The organism is Agathobacter rectalis ATCC 33656, assembly GCF_000020605.1.
Taxonomy (GTDB): Bacteria; Bacillota; Clostridia; order Lachnospirales; family Lachnospiraceae; genus Roseburia; species Roseburia rectalis.
In genome coordinates, this window is sequence record NC_012781.1 from 3111787 (window position 1) to 3131771 (window position 19985).

The 19985-nt window shown below is 42.8% G+C and carries 18 protein-coding genes and 1 tRNA gene; 4 read left to right on the plus strand and 15 right to left on the minus strand.

The genetic code is table 11. The features are described 5' to 3' along the window. Positions 1-8: 8 nt before the first annotated feature. From EUBREC_RS14695 to EUBREC_RS14715, 5 genes are read right to left on the minus strand one after another with little or no spacing between them, the layout of a single operon-like run. The gene (locus EUBREC_RS14695; protein ID WP_012744031.1) at positions 9-1481 is read right to left on the minus strand and encodes an aminotransferase class I/II-fold pyridoxal phosphate-dependent enzyme; all 1473 of its coding nucleotides are present in this window, start codon (positions 1479-1481) and stop codon (positions 9-11) included. A gap of 21 nt (positions 1482-1502) precedes the next feature. Beyond that, the gene (locus EUBREC_RS14700; protein WP_012744032.1) at positions 1503-2435 is read right to left on the minus strand and encodes a hypothetical protein; all 933 of its coding nucleotides are present in this window, start codon (positions 2433-2435) and stop codon (positions 1503-1505) included. Then, positions 2426-3031 carry a type IV toxin-antitoxin system AbiEi family antitoxin domain-containing protein gene (locus EUBREC_RS14705; protein ID WP_012744033.1) on the minus strand — a complete coding sequence of 202 codons (606 nt, stop codon included), beginning with the start codon at positions 3029-3031 and terminating at the stop codon, positions 2426-2428. The genes EUBREC_RS14700 and EUBREC_RS14705 overlap by 10 nt, the downstream gene beginning before the upstream one ends. Next, positions 3031-3882: a patatin-like phospholipase family protein gene (locus tag EUBREC_RS14710; protein ID WP_041254283.1), complete on the minus strand. Its 852-nt coding sequence runs from the start codon at positions 3880-3882 to the stop codon at positions 3031-3033. The genes EUBREC_RS14705 and EUBREC_RS14710 overlap by 1 nt, the downstream gene beginning before the upstream one ends. Positions 3883-3919: 37 nt before the next feature. Further along, on the minus strand, positions 3920-5362 hold the full coding sequence (locus tag EUBREC_RS14715) for a D-alanyl-D-alanine carboxypeptidase family protein (RefSeq protein WP_306718528.1): 1443 nt from the start codon (positions 5360-5362) through the stop codon (positions 3920-3922). A gap of 192 nt (positions 5363-5554) precedes the next feature. Between EUBREC_RS14715 and trmB the strand changes: the two genes are divergently transcribed. Next, entirely contained in the window at positions 5555-6196 is a 642-nt protein-coding gene (gene trmB / locus EUBREC_RS14720; protein WP_012744036.1) for a tRNA (guanosine(46)-N7)-methyltransferase TrmB, read from the plus strand. Here the strand turns inward: trmB and EUBREC_RS14725 are convergent. Next, positions 6188-6658, minus strand: coding sequence for a tetratricopeptide repeat protein (locus EUBREC_RS14725; RefSeq protein ID WP_012744037.1), 471 nt, complete (start codon positions 6656-6658; stop codon positions 6188-6190). The two genes, trmB and EUBREC_RS14725, sit on opposite strands and share 9 nt — an antisense overlap. 379 nt (positions 6659-7037) lie before the next feature. Continuing rightward, a tRNA-Lys gene (locus tag EUBREC_RS14730) sits at positions 7038-7110 on the minus strand. A gap of 215 nt (positions 7111-7325) precedes the next feature. Here EUBREC_RS14730 and pepT point away from each other — a divergent pair. Both pepT and EUBREC_RS17835 read left to right on the plus strand, forming a co-directional pair. Then, complete coding sequence (gene pepT, locus EUBREC_RS14735) at positions 7326-8555, plus strand: peptidase T (protein ID WP_012744038.1); 1230 nt, start codon at positions 7326-7328, stop codon at positions 8553-8555. A 248-nt stretch (positions 8556-8803) separates the two neighbouring features. Then, positions 8804-8947, plus strand: a complete 144-nt coding sequence (locus EUBREC_RS17835) for a hypothetical protein (protein WP_155514874.1) — start codon at positions 8804-8806, stop codon at positions 8945-8947. 116 nt (positions 8948-9063) lie between these two features. Here EUBREC_RS17835 and EUBREC_RS14740 read toward each other — a convergent pair whose 3' ends face one another. Next, entirely contained in the window at positions 9064-10656 is a 1593-nt protein-coding gene (locus EUBREC_RS14740) for a DEAD/DEAH box helicase (RefSeq protein WP_012744040.1), read from the minus strand. A gap of 156 nt (positions 10657-10812) precedes the next feature. Next, positions 10813-12135, minus strand: coding sequence for a hypothetical protein (locus EUBREC_RS14745; protein WP_012744041.1), 1323 nt, complete (start codon positions 12133-12135; stop codon positions 10813-10815). A 341-nt stretch (positions 12136-12476) separates the two neighbouring features. Between EUBREC_RS14745 and EUBREC_RS14750 the strand changes: the two genes are divergently transcribed. Continuing rightward, positions 12477-13022, plus strand: coding sequence for a biotin transporter BioY (locus EUBREC_RS14750; RefSeq protein WP_012744042.1), 546 nt, complete (start codon positions 12477-12479; stop codon positions 13020-13022). On the opposite strand, the gene EUBREC_RS14755 is transcribed toward EUBREC_RS14750, so the two are convergent. From EUBREC_RS14755 to EUBREC_RS14780, 6 genes are all read right to left on the minus strand, one after another. Then, positions 13019-13636, minus strand: coding sequence for a Maf family protein (locus EUBREC_RS14755; protein WP_012744043.1), 618 nt, complete (start codon positions 13634-13636; stop codon positions 13019-13021). The genes EUBREC_RS14750 and EUBREC_RS14755 overlap by 4 nt on opposite strands. A gap of 92 nt (positions 13637-13728) precedes the next feature. After that, entirely contained in the window at positions 13729-14787 is a 1059-nt protein-coding gene (locus tag EUBREC_RS14760; RefSeq protein ID WP_012744044.1) for an FUSC family protein, read from the minus strand. 60 nt (positions 14788-14847) lie between these two features. Further along, positions 14848-15888 (minus strand): HAMP domain-containing sensor histidine kinase, encoded by a 1041-nt coding sequence (locus tag EUBREC_RS14765; RefSeq protein ID WP_012744045.1) that lies wholly within the window; start codon positions 15886-15888, stop codon positions 14848-14850. After that, the gene (locus tag EUBREC_RS14770) at positions 15888-16559 is read right to left on the minus strand and encodes a response regulator transcription factor (protein ID WP_012744046.1); all 672 of its coding nucleotides are present in this window, start codon (positions 16557-16559) and stop codon (positions 15888-15890) included. The genes EUBREC_RS14765 and EUBREC_RS14770 overlap by 1 nt, the downstream gene beginning before the upstream one ends. Before the next feature lie 19 nt (positions 16560-16578). Then, entirely contained in the window at positions 16579-18012 is a 1434-nt protein-coding gene (locus tag EUBREC_RS14775; protein ID WP_012744047.1) for a phospholipase D family protein, read from the minus strand. A gap of 133 nt (positions 18013-18145) precedes the next feature. Continuing rightward, positions 18146-19864, minus strand: a complete 1719-nt coding sequence (locus tag EUBREC_RS14780) for a glycoside hydrolase family 13 protein (RefSeq protein ID WP_012744048.1) — start codon at positions 19862-19864, stop codon at positions 18146-18148. Positions 19865-19985 lie beyond the last annotated feature (121 nt).

Here is a 19985-nt window from a genome sequence, read left to right on the forward strand (position 1 = left end):
ACTGTTGCTTACAGCACCGCAACAAACTTCCACATATCGGCATCCGGATCAAAGTACAGGCCATCCACTTCAAGACCTGAATTTACAGCCTTTATTACATCATCTATGAGCTTGTCGTTCATTATCTCTCCCGGCACCACAAGCGGTATCCCCGGCGGATATATATTTATAAAGGCACCGCTCACCTTCCCGCTTGCCTTAAAGGCATAGACCTCCTGATGGTCTGCATCATATGCATCATACATTTCCATTACGGCAGGCAGCTTTTGGTATATGGTTGTATCCATTTTGACAGGAAAGTAAAATTGATGTACCACACCCTCCTGTTTTAATATATCATAAAACTCTTCAAAATCAGACTTATATTTTTCGAGCCGGCTGTCTATTTCAATCAAAGCATCCGCAAGCCTGTCAAAGCCCTCATCCGTATCCATGACAGATGCCAGCGCCAGTACATAATTGCCCGCTGCCATCTCAAGCTGCAGCTCATATTTTTTGAGCAGAAGCTCAAGCAGCGTATGTCCATTCATAGCCTCTTTCGTAAATATAATAATCTTTGACTCGTCAAAATCATATGCCTCGTCAGCAGAAAAATCACTTTTTCTGACCACACTCAGATGCGAAAGTCCGCTGACCTTCTGATAAAATCTGTCAAGCCTGCTCCTAAGCTGTGCAAATGCTGTCTCTTTATTATCGCGCACATAGTGTATGCAGCGCTCTATGCCTGTCATAAGCACATATGACGGTGAGCTTGTCTCATAAATGCCGAGAAACTTCTCCACTGCAGCTTCACGCATCCCACCAAGCAGTAAAAGCGCCGTCTGTGTAAATGCCGGAAGCGTCTTGTGCAGGCTCACTATGACCGCATCGGCCCCGAGCGCTATGGCATTCTGAGGGAAGCCGCCTCCAAAGCCAAAATGCGCGCCATGTGCCTCGTCGACTATGAGTAAAGCTCCATATTCATGTGCCACAGATGCGATTGCCGCCACATCGGAAACCACACCATCGTATGTAGGCGAGGTTATCACAACCGCTTTTATGTCGGGATTTTCATCAAATGCCGCCCTTATCTGTGCCTCGGTTATCTGCCCCTGCAGCCCTGTCCGTGTAATTTCAGGGTATGTAAACACCGGGTGAAGCTGCCTTAAGTAAAGCGCATGATACACCGCCTTGTGACAGTTCCTTGCTACAAGCACCTTGTCTCCCCTTTTTGTGGCCGCAGATATTGCCGCCAATATACCGCAGGTGCTTCCGTTTATGAGAAAATATGCATGCTTTGCACCGTAAAGCGCCGCTGCCTCAGCCTGCGCCTCCTTTATAATGCCCTCAGCGTGGTGCAGATTGTCAAAATTGTCTATCTCTGTGATATCAATAGCATACGGGTCCAGCCCTGCACCTATATCACTGCCACGGCGCTTATGCCCCGGCATGTGAAACGGATAAATATTTGATTGTGAATTATTTATCAGTTCTTTTTCCATTTAAGTACCTATATATCCTTTTTAGCCCAGAAATCTTCCAAGCTCCGGCATCCAGTCATCATAAAATATTTCATCGTTGCAGAACGCGCTCCAGACCGGTGTGAGGAAATCAAGTATCAAATCAAGTGTCTCCTCCCAGCCTGCATTCGCATATGCCATCTGCTGTCGTGTCAGCCTCTTACAATACCGCTCCCAGCGCCTTCTCATATAAGCATAGCTGCGATAGCCATACACCTGCTCAAGCCGGTGCATGCTCACTGTCTTCGGCTTATTTTTCGCTCTAACCTTAAAAATATCAATTATCTGCCTTCCGCTGACCGAATATCTCTTAAGTATCTCATATGCATCACCATATGGTTTCATATCGCTAACCAGCTCAAGCTTATCCATTATCTCAAACAGCTGTTCTCCGAGCCTGGATTCAGGCGAAAAAATACAAACATCTGCGTCTCCATAAAAGCTGTTCATAAAAACAATATTTTTAGTCATGGGAACTCCCGCATCCGCTTCATTAAGGCGCTCAAGCCTCACTGCAAACGGTACTTCCCCGCCATCACACATAGCGCTTAGATTCCACGTGTGTATCAGCGGCTGCATATCACTGGCGTCCGGTTCATTAGCTGATACCTTTGCCGCCTGCTTAGATAATTCTGCATTAGTCCATACCACATCACTGTGACTGTTAAGCCCTGCATTGCCTATAATGATATTGCGCAGTACATCAAACGGTGTACCATTATCCTCTGCCCTGCCACCGGGGCTGCCATATACATAATAAAACGCCAGCTTTTCTCCTGTTGCAAAATACGGCTTTTGAAGCCACAGCACATTTCCCAGACCGGCATTATTTATGCGCCAGAGAAAATCCTGCTTCACGTACTGCCATAACACATCGCTGTACGATAATTTTTTCTCATCGCTTATATGTCTTAAATCTACCCTCACTACAACCATACTCCTATGAAGCTTTGCACCTTCTTTACCACGCGCCTCGCCCTTGCGTAATCCATGAGCACGGAAATATCCTTGTCCGTATCCGCTATGTATGACTGTACAGCTGCCTTGAAATCATTGCGGTCCAGTCTCGACTCATACTTCAGGCAGTCGCATATCACACGTTCTTTATCATAGATTCCAAAGGTATTGCCTCCAAGCTCAATGGTTGTGGCTCCAAGCATAAGTGCTGTGGGCTCCGTATAAAACGGAATGATTCTGGGATAGTCCATCTTAAAACGCGATTTTGATGTGTTTTTGTCCACGGCAAGCGTCCATCCGTATGGCTTCTCCTTTATATAGCCATAGGCGTAAAGTGCACTTTCCATGCAAAGCATTGCATCCGGAAAGAGTGCCGCGACAAGTGCATCCTCAGAAAAATCATCCACGCGGTCGGTGTAATAGCCGTTTCTGATGCGGACAAGCTTCCCCTCCCTGACAAGCGTATCGATTCGCCTGTAGTCTATACCAAGCCTTGTAAGCTCTTCTTTTTTCACTATTCCGTTGTACTTTTCCATGGCATCAGCTATGATAGTCTGTACCTGTTGTATATTCATTACTGCTTCTCCATCCCTTGCTTATCGGCTAAAAGCCTCTTGGCATCACGTAATCCAAGCTGATACAGGCTCTCAAGCTTATTAGGATCCTTTTCTACCTTGCTTATTTTAATGTGCTCCGACGGCCTTAACACCTCGGCAATGCCCTGCTTTTCAAGCTCCTTAAGATGCTCAAGCTGATAATTGTACATGATATGCCTGTTTGAAAATGCCTCATAAAACCTCGGAAAACGCTTTTTGTATACCGATGTAAATAACCTTGGCATAGGTTTTTTTATATAGTCTGCCGGCTTTGTCAGCACGACAACCACTCTGTCATATCCCATATCAAGCATATGCTCATATGGAATACTGTCCGTCACCGCGCCATCCAGATACCACTCATTCCCCAGCTTCACAGGCTTCGACACTACAGGCATGGAGCCCGATGCCCTGAGCACATCCATCTGGTCAAAGACACTCTTTATCTGCACATATTCAGGCTTACCTGTCCTGATATTCGTCACAACCGCATAAAATGGGATATCCGACTTCTTATATTCCTCATCATCAAACGGGTCAAGCTCTCTTGGTACTGTATCATAGGCATATTTCGTGCTCACTATGTTTTTCTCCCGAAGAAGCGGTCTGATACCCATATAATTTTTGTCACTGTTAAACCTCTTATTGTATCGTATAACCCTGCCGCGCTGCTTTGACAGCAGATTCACTCCAAAAAGTGCTCCCGCCGAAACACCGATAACAGCATCAAAGCTAATATCATGGTCCATAAAACAGTCGAGTACTCCGGCTGTATACATACCTCTCATGGCTCCACCCTCAAGCACGAGGGCGCATCTTTCATCACTCATTTCTGCCTCCATTTATAATGTCATAATAAAAAATGTATTAATATTTATGTCGACCGCTGAACTTCAGATTGTCTCTCCTTCTGCGCTGTTTTCTCTCAAGCTTGTGCTCCCTGAAGCGCTCGCGCTGCTCCTTCTTAATGCTCCATTTGTGTTTCAACACATATATATTGTCTGATATTCTTCTAATCATGAAAATGCTCAGAATAATCACTGCGATAAGTACGAGCACCCAGAGAAAATATACCGGCTTTATCCTTATTATATCACTTTCCACGTTCTGTCTGCTGTTCTCATCAAAGTACGACAGATCGACCTTTGCTCCTGATTTCAGCAGATCCACACAGCCTACCACATGATCACCATACTTGTATCTGACCGTAGCAAGAGCATCCTTGTTGTCGGACTTCATGTCAGCAGCTTCCCTTTTAATGCTAGAAAAATCCGCATTGTTTGGCAAAACAACATAGTTTTCCGATACCTTTGCATACATGCCGTGCTCATTCATCACGCCCAGATCCGGCGTATTGTCAGCAGCTGCGCTGTTTTCATTTTCAGCTATGCTTAGTGCCTTGAAGTTACTGAAATAGTAATTGAGCAGCGTGTTTGTGTCTGCATACTGGTCAGGCGACTGTGCATTCATAATAACCACGCACAGCGTCAGGCCATCCTTCTCCGCATAAGTGACAAGCGTGCTGTTAGCCACTGAAGTGTAGCCGGTCTTGCCGCCGGTACAATCATGATTTACAAACTGTGAATACGACTTAAATGGATGCAGCATCGCATGATGATTGTACAGCGGGGTATCCTCAGTATGCTTGTTTGTAGGTGGTATGATATAGGTCTTTGTGCCTGTAATCTTTCGAAACTCGTCATTTCTGTATGCTGCACACGAGATAAGCCCCATATCGTATGCGCTTGTCCAGTGATTTTCATCGGGCAGACCATTTGCATTGTTGAAATGTGTATCTGTACAGCCTAATTCTTTGGCTTCCTTGTTCATCAGATCAATAAATGTGCTGTAATCTCCCCCAAGCTTTTTGCCTGTATGCTCTGCTGCAGCATATGCGCACTCGTTTGCCGACTCAAGCATAACTCCATATAGTGTCTGCTCCATGGTCATCTCCTCGCCCACATCCCTCTTGATGCTCGACGAACCATCACTGCTCTCCTTCACCGCCTCTTTTGAGAATGTAACCTTCTCATCCATCTTGCAGTTGAGTATAGTCAGATATGTGGTGAGGATCTTTGTGATACTTGCAGGATAATGCTTTTCGTGTGAATTTTTCTCATATAGCACCGTACCTGTATTGACCTCCATCACCACGGCGCACGGTGAATTTATCTGCGGTCCCTCCGGCCAGTACGTGTCATCACCATCCGCAAATGCCATAAGCGGTCTCGCACAAAGCGTAGTGACCATAGCAAACACTGCCATTATTAGTATTCCTGATTTTTTTAAATTTATAATTTTATGCTTCATATCTGTTCCTATTAATTCTAAAATTGGGTAGCTGTTCAGTACTATAACCAAAAATGTACTATTTCTAATTATAATGTATGAAAAACATGTTATCAAGGGCATGTGCATCGTATTTTTCCATTTTATTTTGACACCCACACAATTGTAGGGTATTATCTATATGAAATTTTACGTTTTTATAAGGAGATTTACATGAGACTTAGAAATATCCCTGGCGCCGGTGAAGTCATCGACAACAGCCCTTATTGCATAAAGGAGCCTGTTGAATTAAAAGGAAAATGGCATGATTTTTTAGGAAACAATAATCCGATTCATATAGAGGTTGGTATGGGAAAGGGCAGATTTCTGATGGATCTGGCACGGCTTCATCCCGAGATTAACTATATAGGTATCGAACGATATACCAGTGTGCTTCTTCGTGCTGTACAAAAAATGCAGGAGGACGAGCTGCCAAATGTGCACTTTTTGTGCATTGATGCCGCAACTCTTCCGGATATTTTTGACCGTAATGAGGTTGACCGCATTTACCTGAACTTTTCCGATCCATGGCCGAAGGACAGGCACGCAAGAAGACGCCTCACCTCAAGCGAATTTCTTGCCAGATATGATTTGTTTCTCGCACCTGACGGACGCATAGAGTTCAAGACTGACAACCAGGACCTCTTCACCTTCTCTCTGGAAGAGATTGAAAGCTCTGATAAATGGCACCTCGACGCCAGTACACGCGACCTGCATCATGATGCTGCAATGAATGAGGGCAACATCATGACCGAGTACGAGGAGAAATTCTCTGCTGTCGGAAACCCTATCTGCAAGCTGATTGCTTCAAGATAATGCAACATATCTGTCGTTAATCGCATGATTTATATAGTCAAACATGACCCAGCTTTTATGACATTCTTCAGATTTTTCTGAGGAACTGTCATATTCGTCTCTGGCATCGTTGAAATATCTCTGCGCTTCCTTATCTCTTCCCATCTTGCTATAGCTTGAACTGATATTACTGTAAACCATAGCCTTAAGATCTCTCGAGCGGATAATTTCTGCCGTGGCAAGGCTCTCCAGATAACATTCAAAGGCTTTTGACTCATCGTTCTCAAGCTCATATACCAATCCCAGGATATTGAGATACTCTGCATATTTTTCCACGTGACCGGTGCTCTTCAAGCGCGCAAGCGCTTTCTTTATACGTACAACCGCACTGTCATAGTCCTTCTTTACCACGTCATCTACTGCAATTATCATTTCGTTATCCGCTATATTGTCTGTTGAATATTTGTCTACCCCATTCATCATATTTTACTCCGACCAAAGCATCTTTCCAAATGTTACTTTTTTCCTATTCAACAGTATAAACTCATTATTTCAAAATTTCAATATTAATTTCACTTTTTGTGTGCCTGAGCTGCCAGCCTATCTAAATAATGACATGATACCTTTTAATTCTTTAATCATGATATAATGAGCGTAGCGAATTATATCACGCGCGAATGCGCATAAGTATCAGCCGCAGGCCTATCATATGCGTAAGCATATGATATAATGAGTGCAAGTGAGAAGAATGCATTTATGCATTCGGCGAACGACGAATGTTGATCATGAAGCAAGGCTTCATGATATAATAAAAAAGCACCAACCCTATGGCTCATACGTCCATAAAACCGGTACCTTTGAGTGCGCCTCCAGGGGCTCGAACCCTGCACACCCTGATTAAGAGTCAGGTGCTCTACCAAATGAGCTAGAAGCGCGTTTATTAATTTGTTTGCGTTTTCCTTAACGCGAAATTTATTATATAGTATAGTTTATAGAAATGCAACACTTTTTTTAATTTTTTTAAATTTTTTTTTAGATTTTTTGTAAAACAGTTGATTTTACACCGTTTTAAGCTATATTATTTTCTATATACAGAGACTTTTTATTCCAGATTTCCAATCCAAAGTCTCTCAGAAAGGATTTACTGATAATGAAAGTAGAAGAAAGATTATTAAAATATGTGGGCTATCACACCACATCTGATGAAGCAAGTGATAAAATACCAAGCAGTGACAGGGAATTTGCACTCGCAAGAGAGCTTGAGTCAGAGCTTAAGGAGCTTGGCTTATCCAAGGTTGTGCTCACTGACCATTGTTACGTGTATGGTCTACTGCCTGCCACTGCCGGCATGGAACACAAAAAAGCGGTCGGATTTATTGCACATATGGATACTGCTCCTGATTTTTCCGGGGAAAATGTCAAGCCACAGCTGCTGCGTCACTATGACGGAAGCGATGTGTTGCTTAGAGGCAGTGGCGAATACCTGAGAGTAAGCGATTTTCCTGAGCTTAAAGCCCTCACCGGACGCACTCTCATTACCACAGATGGCACTACCCTGCTTGGTGCCGATGACAAGGCCGGTGTGGCTGAGATTATGACCGCCTTAGAGCAGATTATCGCAGAGGGCACTCCTCACGGCGATATCTGGGTTGGATTTACCCCTGATGAAGAGGTCGGAAAGGGTGCGGATTTGTTTGATCTGGACTATTTCGAGGCAGATTTTGCCTACACCGTGGACGGTGATTACGAGGGCGAGGTGGCCTATGAAAACTTTAATGCCGCAAGCGCTGAATTTACCATAAAGGGCGTCAACGTGCATCCGGGCGAAGCAAAGGACATTATGGTCAATGCTGCTTTGGTTGGCTGCGAGATTGCCGCAGCGCTGCCTGCAAACGAGACTCCTGCCACAACTGAGGGCAGAGAGGGCTTTTACCATCTGTGTGATATGAGCGGTGATGTAGCATCAGCCCATCTGTCATATATTGTGCGCGACCACGACAAGGCTCTTTTTGCTAAAAGACTTGATACTCTCCGCTCTCTTGAGATAGAGATGAACAAAAAATATGGTGAGGGCACTGTTTCTTTGACTATCACCCACTCCTACGAGAATATGCTTTCAATCATAATGGACAACATGTACATTATCGACCTGGCTAAGGCTGCTATAGAGGAAAACGGTCTAGAGCCGCTATCACGCCCGGTTCGCGGCGGTACAGACGGCGCACGTTTATCCTTCATGGGACTTCCTTGTCCAAACCTCGGTACCGGCGGCTACGGCTTCCACGGCCCATTTGAGCACATATCAGTGGAGGGTATGGAGACTGCGGTTAATATAATCAAATCAATTGTGAAGCATGTGCTGATGCTGGCTGACGCGTAATTTCGCTGCCGGTCGGTTACTGTTCACAACTAACAGTGTGACTAGCCACGGCCACGTTACTGTTCACAACTAACAGTATAATCAGCAACGCAGGTTAGTTACGCTTTAGTGTAAACAATAGCTGATTTGTGTATTGACTTATCTGACAATTCTGCTATAATGATGGCAACCAATTGTTTTTCGTTTATTTTCGAACAAATAATTACAGCTTTTTTTGAAACTGACAGATGTTTCAGAAGGGAGACCATATGGTAGTACTTGCAGCACTTATCATTTTTGCAGTTGTTGGTGGAATATTTGTAAATTATCTTCGCAGAAATCAAAATGATATCGGCGGAGGAATGGGAAAGGATTACATGAAAGAGCATTGGGGAATCGATGACGACAAGTAATCAAAAATACCGGGCAACACTTTTTGTGTCCCGGTATTTTTTATACAACCATCGTAACTATTCAGAACCACTGAGAACAAGAAAAGCTGATGCGTTATCAGAAAAGCCTGACTTTGCTATCGTGAATTTGCAGGCTCCATGTTCACAGAGCGGCCCTTTATCTTCGCATTCTTCATGGCATTAAGCACTTCCTTGCCATACTCAGCCGGTACCTCAACAAATGTATACTTATCGTACATGTCGATTGCACCGACAAGCCTGCCAGGCATGCCTGACTCGCCTGCAATGGCACCTAAAATGTCACCCGGCTTTATCTTGTCCTTCTTTCCTACGTTGATAAACAGACGTACCATGCCATCCTCTGCTCCTGTATTGTGGAAATCATAGTCGTCCTTTGATTCAGCTGTGGATATCTCTGAAGCACCCATAGCCTGGTATAAAAATGCCGCCGCTATATCCATTGCTGTGTAATCTGACTCATTTATCTGATTCTCTATAATATCAATGACACTTGTGAGATTTTCCTCATCTATAATGGTGGAAATCTGGTCCATAATCTTTTCTGCCCTGATTTTGGCAACATCATCAGATGATGGAATTGGCTGTGCATAGATTTTTGTCTTGCAGTAGCGCTGTATGTCCTTGAGCTTATATACCTCCTTGCCCTTTACAAAGGAGAATGCCTTTCCACAGCGGCCTGCTCTTCCTGTACGGCCGATTCTATGTACATAATACTCGTCATCCTGAGGCAGATCATAATTAAAAACAGCCTCCACATCATCCACATCAATTCCGCGCGCTGCGACATCAGTGGCAATAAGAATATCTGTCTTTCCGTTTCTGAAGTTCTTCATGACACGATCTCTCTGCACCTGCTTCATATCGCCATGAAGTCCCTCTGCACTGTAGCCGCGCCCGCAAAGCTCATATGCCAGCTCATCGACCATCTTCTTGGTGTTGCAGAATACAAGTGAGAGCTTTGGATTATAGTAATCCAACAGTCTTGTGAGTACATCTATCTTGTCCTTGCGCTTCACATCATAGTAATACTGGTCGATATTTGCGACTGTCAGCTCTTTTTTCACAATCTTGATGTTGATGGCATCATGCTGATATTTTCTTGTAATTTCCAAAATAGGCTTTGGCATTGTTGCCGAGAAGAGTACTGTCTGATGCTCCTGTGGCAGGTATTCGAGCACTGTCTCGATGTCCTCCCTAAAGCCCATGTTGAGCATCTCGTCTGCCTCGTCGAGCACTATTGTCTTTACATGGTCAGGCCTGATTGTCTTTCTCCTGAGATGATCCATAAGACGCCCCGGGGTTCCGATAATAATCTGCACACCGCCCTTAAGTGCCTTAATCTGGCGGCTGATATCCTGTCCTCCGTATACCGGAAGTACCTTCACACCATGCATATATTTTGCAAGCTTCCTGATTTCATCTGCCACCTGGATGGCAAGCTCCCTTGTAGGAGAGAGGATGATAACCTGTGTCTTGTGACTTGATGCATCAACGCTCTCAAGCACCGGAATACCAAAGGCTGCTGTCTTTCCTGTTCCGGTCTGCGCCTGTCCGATTACATCCCTGCCCGAAAGCACTGCCGGGATTCCCTGAGCCTGTATTGGAGTTGCCTCCTCAAAGCCCATATCCTTGATGCCTCGCAAAATCTTAGGGTTTAGTTCTAATTCGTCAAATCTGATTGTTTCCATATATTTTTTATATTTCCTTTCAAAAAAATAAAGTGTGCATATTTTTATAACATGCACACTTTAACATATTTGTGAGATAATTACAAAATATTATTTCTTCATTTTTTACGAAATATGCAATACCGCATATTTCTTTACTGAATAGTTACCAAAATACTACATACTGCTAAATAAAGCTGCTATCTCATCCGGTGTCAGATTACGATTTGTGTTATTCAAATCTACAACCGGAGACTTTGCAGGTTCCGGTTCACTTACAGGCTCCGGCTCAGGTGCCTGAGGTGCCTCTGTGACCGGTTCCGTAATCACTTTCTCTGCCGGCTCTGATTCAGGTTCTGTCGCACCTGCGTTTGCACTTGCAAAAAGTGCTGCTATTTCATCTGCACTCAGCTGGCGGTTCGGGTCACTGTTTGTCGTATCTGCAACAGCTTCTGCCGCAGGGCTTGGCTCTGTAACAGCTTCTGCCGCAGGGCTTGGCTCTACTACTGGCTCCGGCTCAGGTACATGTGGTGCCTCTGTGACCGGTTCCGTAATCACTTCCTCTGCCGGATCTGATTCAGGTTCTGTCGCACCTGCGTTTGCACTTGCAAAAAGTGCTGCTATTTCATCTGCACTCAGCTGGCGGTTCGGATCGCTGTTTGTCGTATCTGCAACAGCTTCTTCTGCAACAGGACTTGGCTCTACTACCGATTCAGGTTCAGGTACATGTGGTGCCTCAACTACAGGCTCCGGCTCATTTATCTGAATAGGCTCAGGTATCTGTTCTGACTCATTCGCTTGTACAGATTCCGGTTCAGGTATCGCCTCCATGGCCGGTGCTGATTGTGGTGCGTCGGTCGTTTGCTTAGGCATCTCAACATTTGCTGTAAACTGAATAGGATTTGCTGTGATTGCCTGACTCAGACGGATTTCCATATCCTTTATGCTGTCAGACAGAACCTGCTGCTTTTCCATAATGTCCTTGAGGTTATCATAAATCACATTTTTCTGGCTCTCAATAATGAAATCATTGCTCTCCTTGAGCTTATTCTCAAGATGTTCAAAAGTCTCCATAAGCTGTTCATTAGAGTTCATAATCGCATCAGCATTTTCCTTATTCCTGTTGATAACAACCTTTGCGATTCCCTTCTGTGCATTGATTATATCCTCAGTCGGAATCTTTGACTCCTTCTGCAGTATCTCAATCTTTCCCTCTATCTCATCAAAATACTTTCTAAGCATGAGGTAAGATGCCTTTTCCGACTTAAAAATACTGTCATACTGTTCCTCCCTCCTGTCCTCCTTTAGAGCACTCAGTGAGAAAAATCCGCTTATCACTCCCCACAGACAAATCATAAAGATAACTGTGATTGCTGCAATGAGCATGTATTCCTTTGGATAATTAATTATCGCATAAAAATCCGCTAAAATAACAAGCGTGGAAATAAGAATTAGAAATATAACCTGTATTTTTGCCTTTTTTTGCTTTTTATCCTGCATATAATTCCCCTTCCCGGGGCCTGACGCTATCCGCGACAGCCGTACCGCGTGACGGCTGTGGATAATACAAGTCCCAGTACATTTATCTTAATGTATCTATTATAGCGTTTATTGGCTGTAATGTCGATTGTTTTTAATGATTTTCAGACATTTTCAGACATTTTCCAAGTATCCATGTTTTCCGAATAGCGTACGTATATACCGATGTTAGTATATTTTTTCATTACTCCCCGATAATTGTAAACCTTTATTGCAGTTATGGTTGACAATCGACATCTTTTCATGTTAATGTGTTAACCGTACAAAAATTACTATGAAATTTACAAAAAGGAGATTTTATCATGAACCAGACAGAAACTATAGACTACAAGCATGGAACGACCTATGCCATAACGGTAACAGCGCTCATGACAGCTGTCACATGTATTCTTGCACCATTATCTATCCCGATTGGGCCGGTACCGATTTCACTGACAAACCTGGCCATATATATTTCATTATATCTGCTCGGATGGAAACGTGGAACTATAAGCTACCTCATTTACCTGCTTATCGGACTTGTCGGAATCCCTGTATTTTCAGGCTTCACCGGTGGCCCAGCTAAGCTTGCCGGCCCTACAGGCGGATACATCATCGGTTTTATTGCCATGGCAATTATTGCAGGACTTGTAATCGATCATTTCCACCAGCCTTGGCTCCAGCTCATTGGTATGATTGTCGGAACTATCATATGCTATGTGCTCGGTACAGCATGGTTCTGCTTTGAGGCAAAAAGCACAGTCAGCGGTGCGCTCTCAATATGTGTGTTCCCATTTATCCCGGGCGACCTGATAAAAATGATAATTGCCATGCTTATCGGACCGGCTATTAAAAAAAGACTTCGCTAAACATCAACTCCAAGCTTTCTAAGCTCCTGATACAGGCGCGCTACCGGAAGCCCTACCACATTATTGTAATCACCATGTATTCCCTTAATGTGGATGGCAAAGCGTCCCTGTATCCCGTAGCTTCCTGCTTTATCCATCGGATCCCCGCTTGAAATATAGCGGTCAATTTCCTCTTCTGTCAATTTATACATACTGACATCCGTCTTCTCATAAAAGCAGTGTTCTCCGGTTCTTCCGGCTTTGTCAATAAAAACAAACGTTACCCCTGTATAGACACTGTGCGTTTTTCCCGAAAGCATCGAAAGCATACGCCTGGCATCTTCTTCGTCCTTCGGCTTTCCAAGAATCTGATTCTCATAAGCCACTACCGTATCCGCTCCGATTACAAGAATATCCTGCGGTGTCACAAGCTCTGCATGCTGTTCATTGTAGGTAAGCACACCTGACGCTACCTCCTCTGCCTTTTGACGGGATAACTCCATGACAACCGCAGATGGCTCCTCCTCTGTGATTATCTCTTCTCCCTTTGCAGGACAGACAACAAACTCTGCCCCAATCTGCTCTAATAATTCCTTTCGGCGCGGTGATGCCGACGCCAATATTATCTGACTCATATTTGTTTTACCTTTTCCTTCACTTTGGATTTTGTGGCTGTTTCATCTGAAGAATACAATTCCTCATGACTGATTACACGTTTCCACTTATATTATACAGTTTCCTCTTTCACCGATACTTTCACTGACATAATTCTATAAAATACAGCACAAAATACCAACGCAAAAACGACTCCAAACACATTCTGAATCACCCTGAGGCTGACTGCTCCCTTTAACCCATAGCTCTCTGCAGCTATAGCCAGAGCACCAAATGTATTAAAAACAGCCTGCCAGCCATATTGTGCCGATAATCCCACGCCGATTCCACCTATGATTCCTATGTACGCATAGATTGATGGCGGAAGCAGGAAGTATAATACCGTAAAGCATATAACCCCGGCAATATTACCGACAATCCTTTTTTTGACCCTGTACTGCATATCCTCCATAAACGGCAGGATGGCAGACATGGCTGCAATACCTGCCCACATTGCACGCGGCATATTGCAAAGCTGTGCAATACATAGAACTAACGGTACGCATAGTATCTGGCACAGCTGCCATTTTGTACGTGATGAAGAAAGGTCAAACTCCTCAATTACAGCTTTCATATTTCTTTTATAGTCTCTGTTTTTATGATTTCTGTAAAATACCAGGCATGTAAGGACAGCCCCTGCGGCCATCCCTGCTATTCGAAGCATATAGCTTTTTCCTGACACATCATATCCATATAACAATAAATAGCCAAGAACCAGTGTGGATTGATTAAACATAAATGGATTATGGCATCCGAACAAAATCATCACTGCAAGAGCTGCAATGTTTATAAGCAGTGCAGGAAGCGGTGAAAGCTGATTTGCCAGATGCGGACATACTGTCATAATTACAAAGAACAATGCCAAAAGCCATGTAGAATGTCGGGTATGGATTCCCAGATCAGCGTTGCGAAATACCATAACGCATAATAAAACCACTACTCCTACAATACTGTTATCCTTTCCCAATATGATGCTTGAGGCAGTGACAAAGGCAAAGCAAAAAACCATTGTGACAGCTATCTTCACCATATATACAAACGCATGGTATAGTTTTTCTTTCATTGTTTTACTGTTTTTCAGCAGGCTTTTGGAGCCGGCCTGATTTAACTGCAGTTCCTGATAAAATGTCATATAAATTCTCCTATCTTTTATCTTATTATTTTATTATTGTAACTATCATGTTCTAAATAGCTACTCATTATAATTCTTTATTGGCAGTTGTACTACAAATCTGCATCCACCGTATTCCCGGTTTTCAGCTTTGATTGTTCCACCGGCGATGTCTACAATTCTTTTCACAAGTGCCAGGCCAAGGCCGTTTCCCTCGGCTTTATGGGAACCATCCACCTGATAAAACTTATCAAATATTCTGGCTTTTGCATCATCCGCTATTCCCGGTCCCTCGTCTTCCAGAATAAACTGCACAGAATCATTTTCACGCCTCAGAAACATGGTGATTGTCCCATTTTCAGGACTAAACTTGATTGCATTATCCAAAAGATTCATCCAGATATGCATAAAAAGCCCTTCATTTCCAACATATCTGACCTCCTCCATCTCCACCTGAAAGCCAATTCCTTTTTCAGTCCATTTGTCTTCCAATGAAAGAAATGCCTGACGGATTTGTTCATCCAGACGATATTTGGTTTTTTTCATTGGAATATTCTGATTTTCCAGCCTTGATAACAATAAAATATTTCCAACAAGACCGGAAAGCCTTTGAGTATTAAACAGGATTTTTTCTACATACCCCTCCTGCTCCTGTGACAGCTCATCTCCCTGGAGCAGCATCGTATAGCCTTCAATTGCATTGATTGGAGTCTTGAACTCATGGGAAACATTGGATACAAAATCCATTTGCAGCATCTCTGTTGCACGAAGCTCTTTTGTCATGACATTAAAGCTCTGATAGGATTCTCCAATCTCGGCTATGCGGCTGTTTGTTTCCAAATGCTGTTCAAAATCTCCCTGGGAAACTGCTTTCATTGCTTTACCGAGCCTGGTAATCGGCTCCAGCAGCCTTGCATTGATAAATGATGTAATAAGTCCTGCTATCAATGTATTAAAAATCAAAAGCCAGCCAAGGCCCGGTATTTTCCCGGGTAAATCCAAAAAATGATTCAAAAATGCAAACAATAAGGCTGATATCAGCATAGAAAATGCAAGTGCCAGCCAGATTGCACCGGTCAGACATGAGCGGATACGCAATTCTTTTTTCTTTTTATACTCCATTATTTTTTCACCACCTTGTATCCCAGACCACGCATTGTTACAATTTCGAAATCCGGATTTTCCTTAAAACGCTCCCTGATTCTTCCTATATGTACCTCTATCGTATGTGGGTCTGCCTCCGTCTCATATCCCCATACCTCATCCATTAGCTGCTGCTTCGTAAATGTCCTGCCCGGTGAAGCTGCCAGCTTGTATAAAAGCAGAAATTCTTTTTTTGGCAGGACAAGCGCTTCATCACCGGTCACAACTGTCATTGCATCATAATCAAGCTCGGTTGAGCCAATCACAATTTTGTGTTCGTTCAGTATCTGTGCACGACGAAGCAGTGCCCCTACCCTTAAAACCATTTCATTGACATTTACAGGTTTTACCATATAGTCGTCACTTCCCGAAAGAAAGCCCTGACGCATATCATCGAAGCTGCTTTTTGCAGTAATCATAAGCACCGGTATCTGATATCCCGCCGAACGAAGCTCCGACACAAGTTCATATCCATCCATAACCGGCATCATTATATCGGAAATGATTAAATCAATATATTCTCTGTCCAATACCTCCAGTGCCTGTGCTCCATCCGACGCACTTTTGACCTGATATCCGCTCTTTTCAAGCACCTTTTGGAATAACAGACTTAATTCCTTATCATCTTCTACAATTAATATCTTAAACACGCTTTATGTTCTCCTTTAATCAAAACAAATCCCTTGCCCATCCAAGCAGATGCTGTACCAGAAACACCTTTCTTTTACGTTTTTCTGTTAATTCAATCGGCTTTACATGATACGGATCATAATATGTTCCGTCGTCTAATACCTGTCTGGACACGCTCTCATACTCCATCATGCCATCCTCCAGCTGTTTATTAATCTCTTTACTGCGTATTACAAGCATCAGCTCTGTATCCAGATAAGTACTTCTCATGTCCATATTGAATGAACCTATTACTGACAGATCATCGTCAATCAGAATACTTTTTCCATGATACGAATAACCGCCTTCATATTCCCAGATATCAATTCCTGTTTCTAAAATTCTGTTTCTGTTTTTGGCATAATCAGCAGCTCCAAATGGATTTCCGTTATTTGCAACAGAATTTGTCATAATAGAAAAGTCCGGAACCTTCTGTGCAATTTCCTCCCATGTATTATACATCATATCATTGCAAATAATATATGGTGTATGAATTTTTACGCGTTCCTTTGCATTTTTCATTAATTCTCCCAGCTGATACCATACCACCGGTTCCTTAGCTTGGGTGTGGATTGGGTTTGATAACAATGTAATCTTTTCTGTTTCAAAGGTTTCATCCGCATAATCTGTATCACAAATTTTTTCCTTATTAACTTCAAAATATTGCTGATACCCTTCCTGCAGCTCTAAAACTGCTTTCTTTACAGATTGTCTGTCAGCTAATTTTTTACTGTTATGAAAATACCGACAGTCCTCCTGTTCCCATATTGTTTCAAAATAATTCCAAAGCTGATTGACCGAATTATCTTTCTGTGGCTCATCGCAGACAACTAACACATCCCGGTCAAAATTTTTATGCCCCGGAAAATCACCCAAAAAATAATTATATGTGTTTCTTCCGCCAAGAATATATATTTTACCATCTGCAATCAGATATTTATCATGCATTCTTCCCATTGTCTTCCATGGCTTAAGCGGATTTGCTTTATTGTACAGCTTAATCTCAACATTCTCATGCGAAGATAATCCATAAAAATATGGATTACCCTCCATATCAATCCAGCTCTCCATTCCATCTACCAATATGCGGACATGTACGCCTCTGTCTGCCGCATCATGCAGTGCTCCTAAAATCAATTTTCCGCTTTCGTCTGATTTAAATGCAAATGTAGAAAGGATTATTTCATCCTTTGCATTTTGGATTAATCTAACTCTTTCTAAAAGAGCCTGCGAATTTTTTTCAATGATTACTGCTCTTTCCGTATTCTCTCTCCCCGCCACACTCATAATATTTTGTGTTTCCTTTATAGTAGCATCAGACACCGCCGGCTGTTTTTTATATGTGATGCAGATTCCGATTAACTCATAAAAAGCCACACATAAAAAAACTGCCAGTATAGCAAAAATAATTTTACATATTTTATGCCTTTTCATTGTACATCACCTGATTCCTTGTATTTTATACTCATACAATACAATGTCAATCTCAATTTTACCTCAACAGAATTGATTTTATGCAAAAAAACAGGAAAAAGCAGCTGCCTGCAATTTCCTGTCCATATAATTTTTAAAGCACAATTACGGCAGCGTCAAGCCCCTCTACTTTTCCGTCAAATGCGCTATCTGTCAGCAGATTATATTTCTCGGCATACTCATTAAATTCCTTTACACTGCTGCCGCAATTGAAAAGCATTGCGATTGTCTCTTCGCCGTTTTTTCTGATCATAACAATCGTATCATCATCGTCATTTGTGATTGTCTCAATCATTTCGCCCTCTACAATGCATGCATGTGTTTTTCTAACCTGCATGAGCTTCTTATACCAATTATACATCTCCTTGTCCTGATATTCTTCATCCCAGTACATGCCTCGTCTGCAGTCCGGATCGTTTGCTCCCGGCATGGCATACTCATCGCCATAGTAAACCATAGGCATTCCCGGCAGTAGCAGCTGAAAGGCTGCTGCGAGATGCTGCTTTTTCTTATTATCATGGCACAGATGTAAAAATCTTGCTGTATCGTGGCTGTCAATCAGGTTCCACATCAGCGGATAGCACTTTTTGTTTAAGCGTCCCTTCAGATATCCAAGATTTTGTACAAACTGGCTGACATTAATCTTTTCGTCTGCAAGCAGGTCTATCAGATTCAGGTAGAATGGATAATTCATGACAGTATCCCACTCATCTCCCTCGAGGAAGTCTCCTGCGTAGTGCCATATCTCACCAATTATCAGCATATCCTTCTTTACTGCCTTGATTGCCTTTCTGAAATTCTTCCAGAAGAAATGACTGATTTCGTCTCCTACATCCAGTCTCCATCCGTCAATATCACATTCCTTAATCCAGTAGCAGGCAACATCCGTGATGTATTTTTCAACCTCAGGATTTTTCAGATTAAGCTTTGGCATTCCACCGTAATAGCCGAAGCATTTGAAGTTCGGAATTTCTCCCCATTCACCCCTAGGCGGCAGCTCGTCGATAAAATACCAGTCAAGATATTTTGACTTTTCGCCCTTTTCAAGTATATCCTGAAATGCAAAAAATTCTCTTCCTGTGTGATTGTATACCGCATCCAGCACTACCTTCATGCCACGCTCGTGAGATTTTTGTACGAGCTCCTTTAAATCCTCTGTTGTTCCAAATGATGGATCAACCTGATAATAATCAATGGTATCATACTTATGGCACGAATTTGATTTAAAGATTGGTGTCAGATACACCACATCGATTCCCAAATCTTTAATATAATCCAGATGCTCTATGATTCCTCTGAGATTGCCATGCAGATCATCCATAGGCGTAATCGGAGCCTTATACCACAGCTTTTTGTCTACCGGCTGTGTTGCGGCAAAGCGCGACGGGAAAATCTGATACACTACCTTGTTTGCTGCCCACTGTGGCACCTCAAACATCTCTTCCTCCCTGAGGTTCTGCGGGCAGTCAAACATTCTGTCCCTGTTTGTGATGCACTCCTTGTCGAACTCATAATTGCCGTAATATACCTTTTCACCCTGCATGTCTGTAAATTCAAAAAAGTATCTCAGACATATCAGATGCATCTGAAGCTGTGCTTCATAATAATCGTGAAACTGCGAGGTGGCTACCTTCTTCATAGGAAGTGTCATTCGCGTATCCTTGCGCTCCATAGGTATATACTTGTCCTCATAGTGAAGGATTACCTCCTTCATATCATCCTTTTTTACCTGCACGCGTATCACAAACAAATCCTTATCTATCGCATAGCAGAATCTTTTATCCATGTCATGAAAAATTGCTGAATATTCCATAAAATGCCCCTTTACTTACGTATTTCGTTATTTTGTATTTTAACGCACTTTTTCAAACAATTCTATCATTATATCCATGACATTTTTACACTATTTCTACTTTATGCATGATTTTAGATTA